The following is a 17562-nucleotide window of genomic DNA, read 5'->3' as shown; positions in this document are numbered from 1 at the left end:
CTTTCGGCGCCTCGCCCACGCAATGCAAAACCCAACAGGATTCTGATGAAGGGCTTCAAGCCATCGGCGCCATTCCTGCTGCTGCTTCCAGCCTTCATCGTGCTGGCCGCGGTCGTCGTCGTGCCGCTGCTCCTGTCGCTCTATTCCAGCTTCACACCGTTCCGCCTGACCAAGCCCGAAACATTCTTCGTCTTCGTCGGCTTCCGGAACTATCTCTCGATCCTGGCCAACACCGATTTCTGGTGGGCGTTCGGGCGCACGGTGCTGCTGCTGACGATCGCGCTCAATCTCGAAATGCTGCTCGGCCTCGGCCTCGCCATGCTGGTCGAGAAGGCGACGCGCAGCCAGCGCATCCTGCGCACGCTGATGATGTTTCCGATGATGTTCTCGCCGATCCTCGTCGGCTTCCAGTTCAAGTTCATGTTCAACGACAATATCGGCCTGGTGAACAACGCCCTGCAGTCGCTCGGCATCACGCAGGACGCCATTCCGTGGCTGATCGAGGGCCATCTCGCCTTCATCGCCATCTCGATCGCCGAGATCTGGTCGTCGACCGCGATCTTCGCCATCCTGATCCTCGCCGGCCTGCTCGCCATGCCCAAGGAGCCGATCGAGGCCGCGCGGGTCGATGGCTGCACGCCCTGGCAGACCTTCCGCTATGTGACGTGGCCGTTCGTCATGCCTTTCGCCTATATCGCCATGACCATCCGTTCGCTCGACGTCGCGCGCGCCTATGACATCGTCAAGATCATGACCGATGGCGGACCGGCGGGCCGCACCGAACTGATGTGGACGCTGGTGGCACGCACCGCCTACAGCGACGGCCGCATGGGGATGGCCAACGCCATGGCCTATTTCTCGATCCTGCTGTCGATAGCCTTCACCGTCTATTTCTTCAACAAGCTCGCCGCGGCGCGCACGCAGATCGGCGCGGAGTGGTGATGGACGAGAATTCTTCCGCCCGCCTGAAGCGACGGCTGCTAGGTGTCGTCCATCGCATCGGCCTGTTCCTGGCGATGCTGACCATCTGCCTGCCCGGCCTCTGGATCGTGCTATCGTCGCTGCGGCCAACCGTCGAGATCATGGCCAAGCCGCCGGTGTGGATCCCGCAGGAGATCTCGTTCGACGCTTACATCGCAATGTTCTCGGGCATCGGCAAAGGCGGCATCCCGGTCATCGAATATTTCCGCAACTCGCTGATCATCTCGGTGACCTCGACGATCATTGCGGTGGCCATCGGCATGGCCGGCGGCTATGCCTTCGCGCGCTACCGCTTCCGCGGCAAATCCAGCGTCTTCCTTGGCCTGATGCTGACGCGCACGGTGCCCGGCATCGCACTGTCGCTGCCGCTGTTCTTCCTCTATGTGCGGCTCGGCATCATCGACACGCATTTCGGGCTGATCCTCGCCTATGTCGCGCTCAACGTGCCGTTCACCATCTGGCTGATTGACGGCTTCTTCCGCCAGGTGCCGAAAGACCTCGCGGAGGCAGCACAAATCGATGGCTGCACGCGCTGGCAGGCATTCTGGCAGGTGGAGTTCCCGCTCGCCGGGCCGGGCATTGCGTCTGCCGCCATCTTTGCCTTCCTGACCTGCTGGAACGAGTTCGCGCTGGCCTCGCAACTGACCCGCTCGGTGAGCGCCAAGACGCTGCCGGTCGGCCTGCTCGACTACACAGCCGAATTCACCATCGACTGGCGCGGCATGTGCGCGCTGGCCGTGGTGATGATCATTCCCGCACTCACCCTCACCTATATCGTCCAGAAACACCTTGTCGGCGGCCTGACCTCCGGCGCGGTGAAAGGCTGATCCCATGGCAACAGTTTCCCTGAAAAAACTGACCAAGCGCTACGGCAATATCGGGATCGTGCATGGCATCGATCTCGATATTGCCGACCGCGAATTCATCGCGCTGGTCGGCCCGTCAGGCTGCGGCAAGTCGACGACTTTGCGCATGATCGCCGGACTGGAAGAGATCAGCGCCGGCTCGATCGAGATCGGCGGGCGGATCGTCAACGATCTGCCGCCGCGCTCGCGCAACATCTCGATGGTGTTCCAGTCCTATGCGCTCTATCCGCATATGACCGTGCGCGAAAACCTTGGCTTCTCCTTGAAGATCGCCGGTGCGGCCAAGGAGGACATGGAGCGCCGCGTCGCCGAGGCCTCGGCCATCCTGGGCCTCGACACGCTGCTCGACCGCCGCCCGTCGCAACTGTCGGGCGGCCAGCGCCAGCGTGTCGCCATGGGCCGCGCTATCGTGCGCGACCCTGACGTCTTCCTGTTCGACGAGCCGCTTTCCAACCTCGACGCCAAGCTCAGGACGCAGATGCGCACCGAGATCAAGAAGCTGCATGCCAAGGTGCAGTCGACAGTGATCTACGTCACCCACGACCAGGTCGAGGCAATGACGCTGGCCGACCGCATCGTCATCATGCGCGACGGCCATATCGAACAGGTCGGCACGCCAGACGAGGTCTTCCGCCGCCCGGCGACACGCTTCGTCGCCGGCTTCATCGGTTCGCCGCCGATGAATTTGCACGAGGCGACGGTCGATGACGGCCAACTGGTTTTCGCCAGCGGCGAAAAGCTGCCGCTACCCGCCCAATTCAAGGCCAATGTCGCGACCGGCGACAAGGTCGTGTTCGGCCTGCGGCCAGACGACATCTATCCGACCGGCCATGGCATCAGCTCCGGCGGTGCGGCCGACGTCCATCAGATCAACCTGCCGATCACCGTCACCGAACCGCTCGGCAACGAGACGCTGGTGTTCGTCGAGTTCAACGGCACCGACTGGGTTTCGCGCATGCTGAACCCGCGCCCATTGCGCTCCGGCGAGCGGGTGGCGATGAGCCTCGACCTGTCGCAGGCGCATCTGTTCACCGCCGAGGCCGGAAAGACATTGCGGAGCTGACCGATGGCTAGAATCGAGAAAATCGAACTGCGGATGGTGGACCTTGTGCCCAAGGTCAAGCGCACGGACGCCATCCAGAGTTTCGTCAGCCAGGAAACGCCCATCGTCACCATCACCGATTCCGACGGCGCGGTCGGCACCGGCTACAGCTACACGATCGGCACCGGCGGTTCGTCGGTGATGCGGCTCTTGTCCGACCATCTGGCGCCACGCCTGATCGGCCGCGACCCCGACATGATCGAGGCGATCTGGCACGATCTCGAATTCGCCACCCATGCGACGACCATCGGTGCGATCACCTCCATCGCCATTGCGGCGATCGATACGGCGCTCTGGGATCTGAGGGCGAAGAAGCAGAACCTGCCGCTGTGGAAACTCGCCGGCGGCGCCAAGGACCGCTGCCCGCTCTACACCACCGAGGGCGGCTGGCTGCACATCGAGACCGCAGCACTTGTCGACGACGCGCTGGCTGCCAAGGCGAAGGGATTTCGTGGCTCGAAAGTGAAGATCGGCAGGCCGCACGGGTCGGAGGATCTCGCCCGCCTGTCGGCGGTGCGCAAGGCCGTGGGCGACGGCTACGAGATCATGACCGACGCCAATCAGGGGTTTTCGGTCGACGAGGCGATCCGGCGCGCGGCGCGGCTGCGCGAACTCGACCTCGCCTGGATCGAGGAGCCGCTGCCGGCCGACGACATTGACGGCCATATCAGGTTGTCCAACTCGACGCCGACGCCAATTGCCATTGGCGAATCGCTCTATTCGATCCGCCATTTTCGCGAATACATGCAGAAAGGCGCCTGCTCGATCGTGCAGGTCGATGTCGGCCGCATCGGCGGCATCACGCCATGGCTCAAGATCGCCCATGCGGCGGAGGCCTTCGACATTCCGGTCTGCCCGCATTTCCTGATGGAGCTGCATGTCAGCTTGACCTGCGCGGTTCAGAACGGCAGGTATGTCGAGTACATTCCGCAACTCGACCAGTTGACCGGCAAGCATATGCGCATCGAGGATGGGCATGCGCTGGCGCCCGACGAACCCGGCATCGGCATCGACTGGGATTGGGACGCGGTCAAGGCCATGAGCATCGCCGAATTCACTACGGCGATCACGAAGTAGGAGTCGGATATGCAGCGAATGGGCATGGTGCTGGGGTTGAAGCCCGAAAAGGTCGAGGAGTATGTCCGCCTGCATGCCGCCGTCTGGCCCGACGTGCTGACCATGATCTCGGCCTGCAACATCAAGAATTATTCGATCTATCTGAAGCGGCCGGAGAATCTGCTGTTCTCCTATTTCGAATATCACGGCACCGATTATGCGGCCGACATGGCCAAGATGGCCGCCGACCCGAAGACGCAGGAATGGTGGTCGGTCTGCATACCATGCCAGGAGCCGCTCACGACCCGCAAGGAGGGCGAATGGTGGGCCAGCACGGACGAGGTCTTCCACCATGACTGAGGGCGGTTTCGACCCTGCCTTACTCGTCCAGTCCTGGCCAACACCCTCGAAGCCTCGCCCGATCGTCACTTTCGGTGCCGGATCGATCGTCGGGGACGCGCATTTTCCCGCCTATCGCAAAGCCGGCTTTCCGATTGCCGGCCTCTATGATCCCGACCAGGCCAAGGCGAAAACCCTGGCCGACAAATGGGGCATGACGGCGTTCCGTTCGGTCGACGAAGCCGCATCCGTCCCGGATGCGATCTTCGATCTGGCGACCCCGCCGGGACGGCACGCCGAGATCCTGAAAGCCCTGCCCGACGCTGCGGTCGCATTGATCCAGAAGCCGATGGGCAACTATCTCGGCGAGGCAACCGAAATCCTCGAAATCTGCCGTGCCAAGAACCTCAAGGCGGCCGTGAACTTTCAGCTGCGCTTCGCGCCGATGATGCTGGCGCTCAAGGACGCTATCGCCAGGGGCTGGCTCGGCGAAGTCGTCGACTTCGATGCCTGGCTGGCGCTGGCGACACCGTGGGAGTTGTGGGAGTTCCTGCTCAAGGCGCCGCGCGTCGAGATCGCCATGCACTCGATCCACTATCTCGATCTCATCCGGCAATTGCTCGGCGATCCCAAAGGCGTCCACGCCAAGACGCTCGGCCATCCCAACCACAAGGTGGCGCAGACGCGCACCAGCGCCATTCTCGACTATGGCGACACCATGCGCTGCGCGCTGTCGATCAACCACGACCACAAGTTCGGCCGCCGCCACCAGGCCTGCGAATTCCGCATCTGCGGCACCGAGGGGGCGGCCTATCTCAAGCTCGGCCTGAACCTCGACTATCCCCGGGGCGAACCGGACATTCTGGAAATCCATCCGAAGGGCGCAACGGACTGGATCGCGGTACCGCTTGCCGGCGAGTGGTTCCCCGACGCCTTCGTCGGGCGCATGGCCAACGTCCAGCGCTTCGCATCAGGAGAAGACGACGAACTGGTCAGCTCGGTCGAGGACGCCTGGAGCACCATGGCGCTGGTGGAAGCCGCCTATAGATCGAGCGCGGCGCCGGCGACGCCGATCGCGGAAAGACCCTGATGGAACAGATCCAATATTTCGAAGATTATGAAATCAGCTCGTCGCGGCTGACCAGCGGCCGCACCATCACCGAGACCGACTTCATCGTCCATGCCGGCCACACCGGCGATTTCTTCCCGCACCACATGGACGCCGAGTACATGAAGACGACGCCGTTCGGCCAGCGCATCGCGCATGGTACGCTGGTGTTCTCGGTCGGCATCGGGCTGACGGCAAGCATCGTCAACCCCGTCGCCTTCTCCTATGGCTATGACCGGCTGCGCTTCATCAAGCCGGTGTTCATCGGCGACACGATCCGCACGCGCACCACCATTACGGCCAAGGAAGACGATCCCAAGCGGCCGGGCTCGGGACGCGTGATCGAACGCTGCGAGGTGATCAACCAGCGCGGCGAGGTCGTGCTGGCGGCCGATCATATCTACATCGTCGAACGCAAGCCGGCGCAGAGCTGAAGAACAGCGTGGTTCTTACGAACCGGTCGCGCGGTGATGCGCTTGAACCCCGAGCAGCAGGACCATCCCGACTAGGATTTTCGCGACAGGCCGCCGCGTAACGCGGTGCCGGCCTTCAGCGTTCCGCTGGCAATGGCTTCGCGCAGGACGTTGGCGACCTGCTCCGCCACTGTCTGCGGCCTCTCGATCAGGCTTTCCACAAATCCACGCAATCGATGCTCCCTGACACGCGGACTCCAGAGTAGTGGAAAACCAGCGAACTGGATATGAGTATCCTCGTGTACGGTACGGCACACGCCGCTGAAGACTAGACAGCGCTGATAGCGAGATGCGCCGAGCCGATGGTCTCTGTCGAATATTCGTGCAGGGCGCTGCCCGGCGCAGGCAGCTCGCCTATGCTGCCGTGGCCGGCCGATCCTTGAACAGGACCGGATCGGCAACAGCCGGCTCCGCATACCGTATGCGCAGGCGCAGAAATGGCGCTTCGATGCAGGTGTAGCTGAGATAGCCGATCGGGATCGTCGCCAGAAAGCACAGCAAGGACCAGAGGCAGGCAATGTAGAAATTGCTTATGCCCATGATGTTCGCGTTGATGAACGCCGCCAACTGCATGACGAAGAACAGGTGCAGGAGATAGATCGAATAGCTGTAGGCCCCAGCCTTCTCCAGGATCTTGAACGGCAAGCCTGTTCGCTGCCTTGGAAAGCTGGTGTCGTAATAGGCGATCCCAAACGAATAGGCCGCCGCCTCCACCGTCGGCAGGATGATCCATATCCAATGCGGCGAGGGATACCGCTCAACCTGGTAAAACCCTCCCGCGGTATCGAACCACCAGAAGAACCCCGAAAAGGCCAGCAGAACGGCTAGCGCGAGCCAGTGCCGGTCCTTCGCATGGGCGCGGAGATGGAACGCAAGGATGCCGGCGAGGAAATGATCGGCATGGCCAATGATGGTCCAGGCCGCCGCCGACTGTACCTCGCCGAGGTGCACGTAAAGTGCCCACCTCAGCAAAATGGCCGCCGCGATGAACAGCAATGGGGCGAACAGGAAGCGTCGGGACGCCATCAGCAGGAACGGCAGCAGGATGTAGAAGTGGGCTTCCACTGTTATCGACCAGCCGCCGTTCGGGAGGGTTGGAAAGATCACCCCCTTCCCGACGTCGGTGAAATAGCCGCCCAGGGACTGGCCCGCCATAGATACGCGGCAAGCCTCGATGGCTATCACGGCCAGCAGGAGCGGAAGCAGCCTCAGCGCCCGGTTGGCGAAGAAGGGCAGATAGCTGACCTGTTTCCCATCAAGAAGCTTGGCGAACAGGTAGCCGGAGAGCGTCATGAACAATGAAACGCCGGTGACCCCCTCATCCAGCAGGCTGAAAATGGGCACGGCAGGTACAAAACCATAGGGCACCGGCCCCTCTGGAGACTGGTGGAGGAAATGCCAGGTGAAGACCAGGAAAGCCGCTAGGCCACGAACATGGTCCAGCGCCGGATAGTGTTCTCCAGTCGAAGATCTCATGTTTCAGACCAGGCGCCCGGGCGTTCAACGATCATCGCCATGTCGCGCGGTCCAATGCCCGCAACGATGGCAGCAGAGCGAGGGCCCGCTTGCCAATGCCTAGTTTGCCCGCCTCTCGTTAATTTACACTTCCATCCGATGGAGAAAATCCGGCGCGGCCAGCCGCAATCGCCGGAAGCCGCGCGGCATGTGCCGGGACGCAGCCGCCTTCGATCAATCGACCTCCACGGCGACCACCGCCGCGCAGTCACCGGCCTTGACCAGGCCGGGAAAATGCCGCGCCGCCAGCATACCCGACATTTTTGCCCGGATCTCCTGCGGGGCAATGCCCGTGCGGCCAACCGAATGGATCCGTGCCAGCACCGCGCCCTCTTCGACGGGCTCGCCGAGATCGACCATGGTTTCGATCATGCCGTCCTCCTCGGCGAAGGAGAAGCAATCGCCAGACGGCATATCCAGCCATTGAGTTCTGCCCTTCTCGACCGCCCCAGCAACAATGCCCGCATGACGCAGCACATTGAGAATGCCACGCCGTGCAATCCGCACCGTTTGAGCGCGCGAGGTGCCACCGCCGCCAAGCTCGGTGCTGACGAAGACCTTGCCCATCTCCTCGGCCGCCGTGTCGTACATGCCGACCGAGTCGATCTCGATCATGCGCATCGAGAAGGGCGCCGAAAATGCCGCCACCGCATCGAAGGCTTTCTGCTCCAGTGCCTTGTCGGGCAGAGTGTGGGCCGCGCAGAACGGCACGAAATCCAGCGTCTTTCCCCCGGAGTGGAAGTCGAAGACGATGTCGGCGCGGGGCAGCAACTCGCGCTGGAAATAGTCGGCGATCTTCTCGGTCACCGTGCCGTCCGGCCGGCCGGGGAAGCTGCGGTTCATGTTGCCCTTGTCGATTGGCGAGGTCCGCGTGCCGGCGCGGAAGGCCGGATAGTTCATCGCCGGCACGATGATCACCGTGCCGCTGACTTGCTTCGGGTCGAGCGTGCGGGCGAGATCGTAGAGCGCCAACGGCCCTTCATACTCGTCGCCATGATTGCCGCCGGACAGCAGCGCCGTCGGTCCCTTGCCGTTGCGGACGACGCACATCGGAATCATCACCGAGCCCCAAGCCGAGTCGTCGCGGCTGTATGGCAGGCGCAGGAAACCGTGCTGGACGCCGTCACGACCGAAATCGACGGTCGGTGTGATCGGTGACGGGCGGAGGCTGGACATCTGGCTCAATTCTTCACCACCAGTTTGCGCGGAACATTGGCCAGGCACTCTACACCGGTTTCGGTAATCAAGATGGACTCGGTGATCTCCAGCCCCATCGTTTCCAGCCACAGGCCGGTCATGAAATGGAAGGTCATGCCGGGCTTGAGTTCGGTGCGGTCGCCGGGGCGCAGGCTCATGGTGCGTTCGCCCCAGTCCGGCGGATAGGACAGACCTATCGAGTAGCCGGTGCGGTTGTCCTTGACGATGCCATACCTTTTCAGCACGGCGAAGAAGGCATTGGCGATGTCCTCGCAGGCGTTGCCGGGCTTTGCGGCGGCAAGGCCCGCCTCCATGCCTTCCAGCGTCGCCTTCTCGGCATCGAGGAATTCCTGCGTCGGCTTGCCGAGGAAGACGGTGCGCGACAGCGGACAATGGTAGCGGTTGTAGCAGCCGGCGATCTCGAAGAAGGTGCCCTCGCCCCGCTTCATCGGCTGGTCGTCCCAAGTCAGATGCGGCGCCGAGGCGTCCACGCCGGACGGCAGCAGCGGCACGATCGCCGGATAGTCGCCGCCAATACCGTCAACGCCGCGCGTGCCGGCATCATAGATCTCTGCGACGAGATCGCATTTGCGCATGCCGATCTCTATTCTGTCGAAAATGCGCTGGTGCATGGCTTCGACGATGCGGGCGGCCTTGCGCATGTAGTCGATCTCGGTCGGGCTCTTCACCGCGCGCTGCCAGTTGACCAGCGCGGTGGCGTCGACGAAGCGGGCATTGGGCAGATGTTTCTGCAACGAGGCGAAGGCGGCGGCCGAGAACCAGTAATTGTCCATCTCGACGCCGATGGTGAGCTTGCCCCAGCCGCGATCGACGAGCACGCTGGACAAGAAGTCCATCGGATGGCGCTCGGTCGACTGCACATAGTGGTCGGCGTAGCCGACGATGTTGTCCTGCGCGAGATAGGCGGTGCGCCTGGCACCGTTGGCGTCCTGGCCGCGGCCGTACCAGACGGGCTCGCCCGACGGCGGCACGATGACCGCCTGGTGCACGTAGAAGGACCAGCCGTCATAACCGGTCAGCCAAGCCATGTTGGAAGGGTCGCTGACGATGAGGAGATCGACGCCCTTGGCCTCCATGGCTCGCCGCGTCTTGGCGAGGCGATCCGCAAATTCGCCGCGCGAGAATTTCAGATTCGGTTGCATTGTTCTTGGTCCTCGTTTGTTAGGCCCTGGAGCCCGTTTCAACTTCGGTGAACCCGGCTCCAGGAATTTTGCTTGAGCATGATCTGATCGGAAAACCGGTTCCCACTTTTCCGGATCATGCTTTGCGGCCAGCATCAGCTTTCAAAAATGGTTCCGGCATTAGCCGCCCGCGCGCGGTCGCGGGCGAGCGTGGCGATCGCGGTGTCCTGCACGCCGGTGCCGGTCAGATCGGCGATGGTGATATCGCTGGCCGAACGTCTTCCGTGTCGTTCGCCGGCGATGATCTGGCCGAGTTCGGTCACTTCTTCATCGGCGGCCATCACCCCTGCCGCGATGGCATGATGCAGTTCGCCCAGACGCCGCGTCTGGCGCGCGCTGTCGGCGACGTAGAGATCGGCCATGCGCAGGATGGCCGGCGCGACCTCGTTCTTGTGTTCGGCGTCCGAGCCCATGGCGGTGATGTGCTGGCCGGCCGAAATGAAGCCTGCCTTGATCAGCGGCTCCGTCGACGGCGTGGTGGTGACGATGATGTCGGCGCCGGCAACGGCATTTGCTGCATCGGGCTCGGCGCGCACGACAATGCCCAGTCTTTCGCGCAAGCGGGCAGCGGTGACTTCGGCCTTGGCGGCGTCGCGCGCCCAGATGCGGGCTTCGGCGATCGGCCTGACAAGGCGCAGTGCTTCCAGTTGCAGACCTGCCTGCAAACCGGCGCCGAAGATTGCTGCCACGGTGGCGTCTTCGCGCGACAGATGCTTCGCCGCGGCCGCGCCTGCTGCAGCGGTGCGGACATCGGTCAGGTAGCCATTGTCGAGCAGCAGCGCCTCGACCACACCGGTCTTTGCCGAAAGCAGCACCATCATGCCGCCACCGCTCGGCAGGCCGAGCTTTGGATTGTCGAAGAAGCCGGAGCTGATCTTCACGGCGAAGCCGTCGATACCGGGCACATAAGCGGACTTCACGTCGACCTCGCCGCGATGCTCGGGAATGTCGAGCCGCAGGATCGGCGGCATCGCCACGGGCAGAGTGGCGAGCGCGCGAAAAGCGTTCTCGACGCAGGCGACGGCGTCGAGATCGAGCGTTACGATCTTGCGCAGTTCTGCTTCGGTCAGAATCGTCATACGGCTCATGCGGCGCGCTCCCCGATCGCCTCGCCGCAGACGATCCGGCGATGCGCGTTCATGTCGATGTTGCGGCCCGAGAGAAGTACGACCACCGGCCCTTCCGCCTTGACCTTGCCTGCTAGAAGCGCGGCGATGCCGACCGCGCCGGCGCCCTCGACGATCTCGCGCTCTTGCGCATAGGCATGGCGGATGCCGGCGGCGATCTCGTCCTCGCCGAGCAGGATGATTTCGTCGAGCAGGTGGCGGCACATGGGGAAGGTCAGCCTATTGTCGAGGCCGATACCACCACCAAGCGAATCCGCCAGCGTCGGCAGTTCCTCCACCAGGACAGGCCGGCCGGCATCGAGGCTCGCCTTCATCGCAGCACCCCGCGCCATCGAAACGCCGATGACTTTTGTGCCGGGGCTGACACCCTTGACCGCTGCGGCAACGCCGGAGGCCAAGCCGCCGCCGGAAAGCTGCACCAGCACGAGACCGGCCTCCGGGACCTGCTCGATCATCTCCAGCCCGAGCGTGCCTTGCCCGGCGATGATGGCGGGATGGTCGAAGGGCGGCAGCATCACCAGCCCCTCCTCCGCCACCAGCCGCTCGACCTCCTGCTGGGCGTCGTCCTGGCTGTTGCCGACAATGCGCACCTCGGCGCCGAGCCGACGGATTTCGTCCAGCTTGTTCTGCGGCACCAGCCGCGACATGCAGATCACCGCGCGCATGCCTTCGAGCTTCGCCGCATGCGCCAGCGCGCGACCGTGATTGCCGGTCGAGGCCGCGACAACACCGCGCGCCTTTTCGTCAGCACGGAGCGAAGCGATGGCATTCGAAGCGCCGCGCAGCTTGAAGCTGCCGGTGATCTGGCGGTGCTCGAGCTTGAGATGAACGGGGACACCGAGACGCTTGGAAAGACTCGTGGATATCGTGATCGGCGTGTACTCGACCTTGCTGGCAATACGCTCACGCGCGGCGCGGATATCGTTAAGGGAGACGGTCGTCATGGTCATCAATCGCGCGGCAGAGGAAGCGTCATCAGTTGCCCGAACTCAGGGCGCGGCGTCTCATCGCCACACAGCCGCAAGCAATTCCAGGCTGTCGCCTGGTTGCTGGTCACCACAGGACGGCCGATTGCCTGTTCCATGCCGGTGACCGCAAGCGCGCCGCGCAGCGCTGTGCAGGACACAAACAGGGCATCGGCCTGCGGGTGGGTCGCCTGGCGCGCGAGATCGACAAGGGCTGTCGGCGGGATGCGCGCCATCTCGCGATCGTCCTCGAAGCCGAGACAGGTGAAGCTGGCGATCTCGAAACCACGCGCGGCGAAATAGGCGGCCATCGGGCTGGAGGTTTCGACCGTGTAGGGGGTCAGAATGCTGATCCGGCGCACGCCGAAGGCATTCAGCCCGCGCATGCCGGCCATTGGCGGGGTGACCACGGGAACTCCAGGCTTGGCCGCCTGGATCGCCGTCTCGATCTCGGCATCGCCGATCACCACCGAGGCCGACGTACAGGAGTAGCAGACGGCCTCGAGCTTCTCGTCGGGCAGGATCAGGGCAGCACCCGCCGTCAGCGCCGGCTGCATCTTGCGCAGATTTTCCGGCGTCGTCGGATTGGCATAGGGAATGCGCGCGACATAGACGCCGATGCGCTCGCTCGCCACCATGCGGCGAAAATCCGGTTCGCTGGTGTGATCCGTGGCCAGGATGATCAGGCCGACGCGCTTGTCGAGCGGACGCTCGTCGAGTGATGGCCGACTGGGGTAGACCTTGATCTCGGGCAAGGGTTTCATCGGCTACCTCTCGATCTTGCCGTAACGGCGTTCCAGCCAGCGCAGCAGCACGACCGAACAAAGGCTGATGGCGAGGAAGAAGGCGCCGACCAGCGTGATCGGCTCGATGTAACGATAATAGGTGTTGGCGACGCTTTTGGCCTGGTTCATCAGCTCCAGCACGGTGATCGCCGAGAGCAACGGCGTCTCCTTGAACATGGCAATGAAATAATTGGCCAGTGCCGGGATCATCGGCGGGATGGCCTGAGGGATGATGATGTGCGTCCAGGTTTGCCGGGCGCTGAGATTGCAGGCCTTGGCGGCCTCCCACTGGCCACGCGGTACATTGTCGATGCCGGCGCGGTAGACCTCCGCCGTGTAGGTGCCGTAATGCAGCCCGAGCCCGATGACACCAGCGACCAGCGGCGGCAGCAGGATGCCGATGTCGGGCAGCACGTAGAAGATGAAATAGAGCTGCACCAGAAGCGGTGTGCCGCGGATGAACTCGGCCGCCCAGCCGACAGTACGCGACAACGCCTTGTTGGGCGAGCGGCGCGCCAGCGCGATCCCCAGCCCGACGATCGCCGCCAGCACCGAGCCGAGCAGCGTCGCCAAGATGGTGATCTTCACCCCCTGGATCAGCGTCGGCATGATCTGCCATACGAAATCCCAGTCCCACTCCATCAGACGCGCACCCCATCGAGGCCGCGCGCCATGCGGCGCTCCAGCGAGCGCACGCCCCAAGAAATGAGCAGTGCAAGGACGAAATAGATGACCAGGATGGTGGCGAAAGGCACCATCGTGTTGCCGGTCTGGGCGCGCACCACCTGCGCCTGGAAGGTCAAGTCGGCGAGCGAGATCAGCGAGACGACCGATGTCGCCTTGAGCAGTTCGATGGCGTTGTTGCCGAAGGTCGGCAGCATCACCAGAAAGGCCTGCGGCAGGATGACATGGCGCAGGCCTTGCCAGCGGCCGAGATTGAGCGCGATGCAGGCCTCATGCTGTTCGCGGCCGATCGACTGAACGGCGCCGCGCACCACTTCGGCGGCATAGGCGCCGACATTCAGGCCCAGCGCCAGCACGCCGGCCTGCAGCGGGGTCAGTTCGAGACCAATCAGCGGCAGCACGAAATAGGCGAAGAACAGCTGCACGAAGATCGAGGTGCCGCGGAAGAATTCGATATAAGCGGTGGCGAGCGCCCTCAGTGCGAAGAAGCGCGACAGCCGTCCCATGCCGGCCAGAAAGGCCATGATCAGGGCAAGCACCGACCCCATCAGCGTCAGCTCGATGGTGACAAGCGCTCCCTGCAATATCAGGCCGAGATAGCCGGACCACTGGGTCATCTAGGTTCCAACGTTCCATTTTAGCCCCTTCTCCCCGTTCACGGCGAGTTGAGGAGCGGTCAGCGTAGCGGGCGAAAAGCCAATTGCTTGGCTTTTCGAGCGACGAAAGCCGGCAGGCAGATGAGGGGCGGCTCCAGCTTCTCCAAACTTGGCGCCGCCCCTCATCCGTCACTTCGTGACACCTTCTCCCCGTGAAACGGGAAGAAGGAAGAAGAGGCGCCTACTTCGCCGAGCAGAGCTTGTCGCGCGTCGTCGACATCGCGGCGGCGGCCGAGAAACCGTAGGGCTCGATGATCTTGGCGAATTCGCCCGACTTCTTCATCTTGGCGAGCTCGACGTCATAGGCATCGCGCAGTGCCTCGTCGCCCTTCTTGAAGGCGGCGCCGTCGCAATAGACCGGGGCACCCTGGACCGGGGCGACGACTTCGAGGTTCGGGTCGTTGGCCTTCTTCATCAGATCGTTGATCGACAGAACCGGCAGCGAATAGGCGTCGATGCGGCCGTCCTGCACCATCTTCAGGCCGCTCTGGCCGTCCGGCACGACGATGACGCGTTCGCGCGGCACGCCGGCGTTAAGCGCCAGCTTCTCCTCGGTGCCACCGCCGGGCGCGCCGATCGTGGCCGATGTGTCCTTGGCGACGTCCTCGTAGCTCTTGAAGGCTTTCGGATTGCCCTTCTTCACCAGCATCGCCTCGGCGTCGCACAGCACCGGTTCGGAATAGGCGACCGCGGCGCAACGCTCCGGCTTCATGAACAGGCCGGCGGTGACGACGTCGAAGCGGCCGGCCTTCAGGCCGGGGATCATGGCGCCATATTCCGAGATCGAGGCGACGATGTCGCCAACGCCGAGGCGTTTGAAGATCTCGCGCGCCACGTCAGGCGCCGCGCCAGAAACCTTGCCGTCGGCCGCGACCGCCGTGTAGGGCGGCTCATTGGCGATGGCGACACGGGCAAAGCCCTGTGACTTCAACTGCTCGAGCTTGCTGTCGTCGGCCGAACCCGGGATCGAGGCGGCCAGCACCGCCGTCAGTGCAAGGCCGGCGACGCCGGCCAGAATGCCAAGTTTCTTCATTGTTCCCAACTCCTGTTTCTTGTCTTGGTTTGTTTGGGGCGGCTTTCCGTCCCTTGAGGACGGCGTTGTCGCCTCGGGCATGACGGTCAGACGCGATGTCCGGCCGCGATGATCTTCTTCAGGAAGCCTTGCGTGCGCTCCTGTTTGGGATGGCGGAAAATCTCGTCGGGCTTGCCCTGCTCGACGATCTTGCCGCGATCGAAGAACAGCACCCGGTCGGCGAAGTCATGGGCAAACCCCATCTCGTGGGTGACCAGCAGCATGGTCATGTCGGTCTCGGCGCAGAGCCGCCACAGAACGTTGAGCACCTCCTCGACCAGTTCCGGGTCGAGCGCCGACGTCACCTCGTCGAACAGCATGATCTTCGGCTGCAGAGCGAGCGCCCGGGCGATCGCCACGCGCTGCTTCTGGCCGCCCGACAGTTGCGCCGGCATCGCCTTGGCCTTGTCGGCCATGCCGACCATGTCGAGCAGTTCCATCGCCCGCTTTTCGGCGGCGGCGCGGGGCGTTCCCTTGGTCAGCATCGGCGCCAGCGTCACATTGTCGATGACGCTCTTGTGCGGAAACAGGTTGAACAGCTGGAACACCATGCCGATCTTCTGGCGCATCCGCGCCAGATGCCGCTCGTCGGCCGGCAGCAGCTGGCCGTTGCGCTCCATGTGGTAGAGCTGCTCGCCCTCGATCTGGATGTGGCCGCCATCGATGCGCTCCAGCGTCATCAGGATGCGCAGGATCGTCGTCTTGCCCGAGCCGGACGGACCGATCAGCGCCAGCTTCTCGCGCGGCATGACCTGCATCGACAAGCCGTCCAGCACCTTGAAGGCACCGAAGCTCTTCGAAATGGCATCGACCTTGATGATGGGTGCGGACAAATGAATTTCCCCGTGCTGGAGAAGCCTGTGCCCTTAACGATGCGGAACGCGCCAAATCATGTCAATTGGGAAAATAATATCATGACAATATTTCCCATTCCGCACAATTGTTGAGCAATCGCTGCCGAAGAGCGGCGCACTCGCTAGATTGCCAACAGCAGATGCTCCGGATCGCCAAGCAAGAGCTTGGTGACAACGCCGAGGCCGGCGCGCAGTTCCCCTTCGGTGGTCGAGCCCAGCGAGATGCGCACCGCCGGATGCCAGGGCGCGTCGGAAATGCGGAAGGATGTTCCCGGCGCGATCGCCACGCCCTGCAGCCGGGCCTGGGCGACAAAGCCCTCTTCGGCACGGTCGTCGGGCAGTCGCAGCCAGATATGCAGCCCGTCGCGCCGGGCGCGATAGTCGATTCCGGCCAACACTTCGGCGGCGATATCCTGCCGCCGCCGTAACGCGGCGCGCTGCCAGCGTACCAGTTCCATCGCCGTGCCGTCGGTCACCCATTTGGTGGCGATCTCGGCCACCAGCGGCGTCGCCATCCAGTTCGACACCAGATGCCGGTTGGCGACGGCGGCGACATAACGGTCAGGCGCGGCGAGATAGCCGATGCGCAGGCCGGGCACGGTGATCTTGGTGAAAGAGGTGACGTAGAGCGTGCGCTCCGGCGCGTAAGCGGCGACCGGCGGCGGCCGGTCCTCGACCAACGGCCCCAGCACGTCATTCTCGATGATGGCGATGTCATGCTTGCGCGCGACCGCGGCGATTTCTTCACGCCGCCGCGCATCCATCAGCGTCGCCGTCGGGTTGATCACCGAAGGCTGCACGAACACCGCGCGGATGTCGGAAAGACGGCAGGCCTCGTCCAGCGCCTCCGGGATCAGGCCGCTATCATCGATCGGCAGGCCTTCGAGGTTGAAACCGAGATAGCGCGCCAGCGGCACCAGCGTGTGGTGGCCGATCGCCTCGGTGGCGACGGTCGATCCCGGCGGCGCCACGCTCATCAGCGCCACCGTCATGCCGGCGGTGGCGCCATTGGTCAGGCTGATGTTCTGGGCGGAAATGTCGAGCCCGCACAGTTTCAGCCATTCGACCGCCACCGCACGATGGCGCGGAAACACCATGTTGGGCCGAAAGGACAGCGCCGAACTCGACGGCAGGTTTTCGGCGAGCCAACCCAGCGCCTGCTTCAATCGCTCCAGATGCATCGGCTCGCAGACCGGCTTCAGGATGGAGAGGTCGATGACCTCGCCGAGACGCTCAGGCAGATAGGGCGGCTCCGGCTCGCGACGCTGCGTCTGGACGAAGCTGCCGCGGCCGATCTCGCCGGAAATCAGGCCGCGCCGGATCAATTCCTCATAGGCGCGGCTGACCGTCTGCACCGACAGCTTGAGATCGTCGGCCAGCCGTCGATGTGTCGGCAGCCGCGCGCCATTGGCAAGACGTCCGTCATGGATGGCGCGCGCGAACTGGTCGGCAAGCGATTGATAGGCTGGCCGCCTTATGAGCGCGGGATCGGGTTGCCACAATGTCATGACTTATTAGAGATCGAAATCAGTGCAATTGACAATCGAAATAATGCGCCATCATGGTACAGTGGACGAAAA

At 63.5% G+C, this 17562-nt stretch carries 19 protein-coding genes; 7 read left to right on the top strand and 12 right to left on the bottom strand.

Annotated features, from left to right (window positions below):
* The first annotated feature begins 45 nt into the window (after positions 1-45).
* The 7 genes from ACLGL5_RS16380 to ACLGL5_RS16350 are packed head-to-tail and all read left to right on the top strand — an operon-like array spanning position 46 to position 5886.
* Positions 46-942, top strand: a complete 897-nt coding sequence (locus ACLGL5_RS16380; protein ID WP_069091562.1) for a carbohydrate ABC transporter permease — start codon at positions 46-48, stop codon at positions 940-942.
* On the top strand, positions 942-1808 hold the full coding sequence (locus ACLGL5_RS16375; protein WP_019856708.1) for a carbohydrate ABC transporter permease: 867 nt from the start codon (positions 942-944) through the stop codon (positions 1806-1808). The genes ACLGL5_RS16380 and ACLGL5_RS16375 overlap by 1 nt, the downstream gene beginning before the upstream one ends.
* Before the next feature lie 4 nt (positions 1809-1812).
* Positions 1813-2910 (top strand): ABC transporter ATP-binding protein, encoded by a 1098-nt coding sequence (locus ACLGL5_RS16370; protein ID WP_069091561.1) that lies wholly within the window; start codon positions 1813-1815, stop codon positions 2908-2910.
* Positions 2911-2913: 3 nt separating this feature from the next.
* Complete coding sequence (locus tag ACLGL5_RS16365; RefSeq protein ID WP_019856706.1) at positions 2914-4026, top strand: mandelate racemase/muconate lactonizing enzyme family protein; 1113 nt, start codon at positions 2914-2916, stop codon at positions 4024-4026.
* Positions 4027-4035: 9 nt separating this feature from the next.
* On the top strand, positions 4036-4365 hold the full coding sequence (locus ACLGL5_RS16360) for an L-rhamnose mutarotase (protein WP_069091560.1): 330 nt from the start codon (positions 4036-4038) through the stop codon (positions 4363-4365).
* Positions 4358-5434, top strand: a complete 1077-nt coding sequence (locus ACLGL5_RS16355) for a Gfo/Idh/MocA family protein (RefSeq protein WP_064983361.1) — start codon at positions 4358-4360, stop codon at positions 5432-5434. Before ACLGL5_RS16360 ends, ACLGL5_RS16355 begins: the two co-directional genes overlap by 8 nt.
* Positions 5431-5886 (top strand): MaoC/PaaZ C-terminal domain-containing protein, encoded by a 456-nt coding sequence (locus ACLGL5_RS16350; protein WP_069091559.1) that lies wholly within the window; start codon positions 5431-5433, stop codon positions 5884-5886. The genes ACLGL5_RS16355 and ACLGL5_RS16350 overlap by 4 nt, the downstream gene beginning before the upstream one ends.
* A 71-nt stretch (positions 5887-5957) precedes the next feature.
* Here ACLGL5_RS16350 and ACLGL5_RS16345 read toward each other — a convergent pair whose 3' ends face one another.
* From ACLGL5_RS16345 to ehuR, 12 genes are all read right to left on the bottom strand, one after another.
* Positions 5958-6098 (bottom strand): hypothetical protein, encoded by a 141-nt coding sequence (locus ACLGL5_RS16345; protein ID WP_223217773.1) that lies wholly within the window; start codon positions 6096-6098, stop codon positions 5958-5960.
* Between the two features lie 181 nt (positions 6099-6279).
* A complete protein-coding gene (locus tag ACLGL5_RS16340; protein ID WP_069091558.1) occupies positions 6280-7401 on the bottom strand; it encodes an acyltransferase family protein in 1122 nt (373 codons plus the stop codon).
* Positions 7402-7614: 213 nt separating this feature from the next.
* Positions 7615-8616 carry a N(2)-acetyl-L-2,4-diaminobutanoate deacetylase DoeB gene (doeB, locus tag ACLGL5_RS16335; protein ID WP_027046568.1) on the bottom strand — a complete coding sequence of 334 codons (1002 nt, stop codon included), beginning with the start codon at positions 8614-8616 and terminating at the stop codon, positions 7615-7617.
* Between the two features lie 5 nt (positions 8617-8621).
* Positions 8622-9800, bottom strand: coding sequence for an ectoine hydrolase DoeA (gene doeA, locus ACLGL5_RS16330; protein WP_027046567.1), 1179 nt, complete (start codon positions 9798-9800; stop codon positions 8622-8624).
* Positions 9801-9934: 134 nt separating this feature from the next.
* On the bottom strand, positions 9935-10927 hold the full coding sequence (locus ACLGL5_RS16325; protein ID WP_064983366.1) for a cyclodeaminase: 993 nt from the start codon (positions 10925-10927) through the stop codon (positions 9935-9937).
* On the bottom strand, positions 10924-11910 hold the full coding sequence (gene eutB / locus ACLGL5_RS16320) for a hydroxyectoine utilization dehydratase EutB (RefSeq protein ID WP_069093343.1): 987 nt from the start codon (positions 11908-11910) through the stop codon (positions 10924-10926). The genes ACLGL5_RS16325 and eutB overlap by 4 nt, the downstream gene beginning before the upstream one ends.
* A gap of 5 nt (positions 11911-11915) precedes the next feature.
* The gene (gene eutA, locus ACLGL5_RS16315) at positions 11916-12695 is read right to left on the bottom strand and encodes an ectoine utilization protein EutA (RefSeq protein ID WP_069091557.1); all 780 of its coding nucleotides are present in this window, start codon (positions 12693-12695) and stop codon (positions 11916-11918) included.
* Between the two features lie 3 nt (positions 12696-12698).
* Positions 12699-13358, bottom strand: coding sequence for an ectoine/hydroxyectoine ABC transporter permease subunit EhuD (ehuD, locus tag ACLGL5_RS16310; protein ID WP_038645094.1), 660 nt, complete (start codon positions 13356-13358; stop codon positions 12699-12701).
* Complete coding sequence (gene ehuC / locus ACLGL5_RS16305; RefSeq protein WP_032929174.1) at positions 13358-14017, bottom strand: ectoine/hydroxyectoine ABC transporter permease subunit EhuC; 660 nt, start codon at positions 14015-14017, stop codon at positions 13358-13360. The genes ehuD and ehuC overlap by 1 nt, the downstream gene beginning before the upstream one ends.
* Positions 14018-14237: 220 nt before the next feature.
* On the bottom strand, positions 14238-15089 hold the full coding sequence (ehuB, locus tag ACLGL5_RS16300; protein ID WP_069091556.1) for an ectoine/hydroxyectoine ABC transporter substrate-binding protein EhuB: 852 nt from the start codon (positions 15087-15089) through the stop codon (positions 14238-14240).
* 86 nt (positions 15090-15175) lie between these two features.
* Positions 15176-15961 carry an ectoine/hydroxyectoine ABC transporter ATP-binding protein EhuA gene (gene ehuA / locus ACLGL5_RS16295; RefSeq protein ID WP_069091555.1) on the bottom strand — a complete coding sequence of 262 codons (786 nt, stop codon included), beginning with the start codon at positions 15959-15961 and terminating at the stop codon, positions 15176-15178.
* Between the two features lie 143 nt (positions 15962-16104).
* Entirely contained in the window at positions 16105-17490 is a 1386-nt protein-coding gene (gene ehuR, locus ACLGL5_RS16290; protein WP_069091554.1) for a MocR-like ectoine utilization transcription factor EhuR, read from the bottom strand.
* Between the last annotated feature and the right edge of the window lie 72 nt (positions 17491-17562).

It is taken from the genome of Mesorhizobium sp. U510, assembly GCF_059180695.1.
The sequence above is the reverse complement of the archived record's forward strand: the minus strand, read 5'-3'. Positions and strand labels throughout refer to the sequence as shown.

Coding starts and splice junctions, on each gene's coding strand:
- ACLGL5_RS16380 (WP_069091562.1), top strand. CDS start 46: ATGAAGGGCTTCAAGCCATCGGCGCCATTCCTGCTGCTGCTTCCAGCC.
- ACLGL5_RS16375 (WP_019856708.1), top strand. CDS start 942: ATGGACGAGAATTCTTCCGCCCGCCTGAAGCGACGGCTGCTAGGTGTC.
- ACLGL5_RS16370 (WP_069091561.1), top strand. CDS start 1,813: ATGGCAACAGTTTCCCTGAAAAAACTGACCAAGCGCTACGGCAATATC.
- ACLGL5_RS16365 (WP_019856706.1), top strand. CDS start 2,914: ATGGCTAGAATCGAGAAAATCGAACTGCGGATGGTGGACCTTGTGCCC.
- ACLGL5_RS16360 (WP_069091560.1), top strand. CDS start 4,036: ATGCAGCGAATGGGCATGGTGCTGGGGTTGAAGCCCGAAAAGGTCGAG.
- ACLGL5_RS16355 (WP_064983361.1), top strand. CDS start 4,358: ATGACTGAGGGCGGTTTCGACCCTGCCTTACTCGTCCAGTCCTGGCCA.
- ACLGL5_RS16340 (WP_069091558.1), bottom strand. CDS start 7,401: ATGAGATCTTCGACTGGAGAACACTATCCGGCGCTGGACCATGTTCGT.
- doeB (WP_027046568.1), bottom strand. CDS start 8,616: ATGTCCAGCCTCCGCCCGTCACCGATCACACCGACCGTCGATTTCGGT.
- doeA (WP_027046567.1), bottom strand. CDS start 9,800: ATGCAACCGAATCTGAAATTCTCGCGCGGCGAATTTGCGGATCGCCTC.
- ACLGL5_RS16325 (WP_064983366.1), bottom strand. CDS start 10,927: ATGAGCCGTATGACGATTCTGACCGAAGCAGAACTGCGCAAGATCGTA.
- eutB (WP_069093343.1), bottom strand. CDS start 11,910: ATGACGACCGTCTCCCTTAACGATATCCGCGCCGCGCGTGAGCGTATT.
- eutA (WP_069091557.1), bottom strand. CDS start 12,695: ATGAAACCCTTGCCCGAGATCAAGGTCTACCCCAGTCGGCCATCACTC.
- ehuD (WP_038645094.1), bottom strand. CDS start 13,358: ATGGAGTGGGACTGGGATTTCGTATGGCAGATCATGCCGACGCTGATC.
- ehuC (WP_032929174.1), bottom strand. CDS start 14,017: ATGACCCAGTGGTCCGGCTATCTCGGCCTGATATTGCAGGGAGCGCTT.
- ehuB (WP_069091556.1), bottom strand. CDS start 15,089: ATGAAGAAACTTGGCATTCTGGCCGGCGTCGCCGGCCTTGCACTGACG.
- ehuR (WP_069091554.1), bottom strand. CDS start 17,490: ATGACATTGTGGCAACCCGATCCCGCGCTCATAAGGCGGCCAGCCTAT.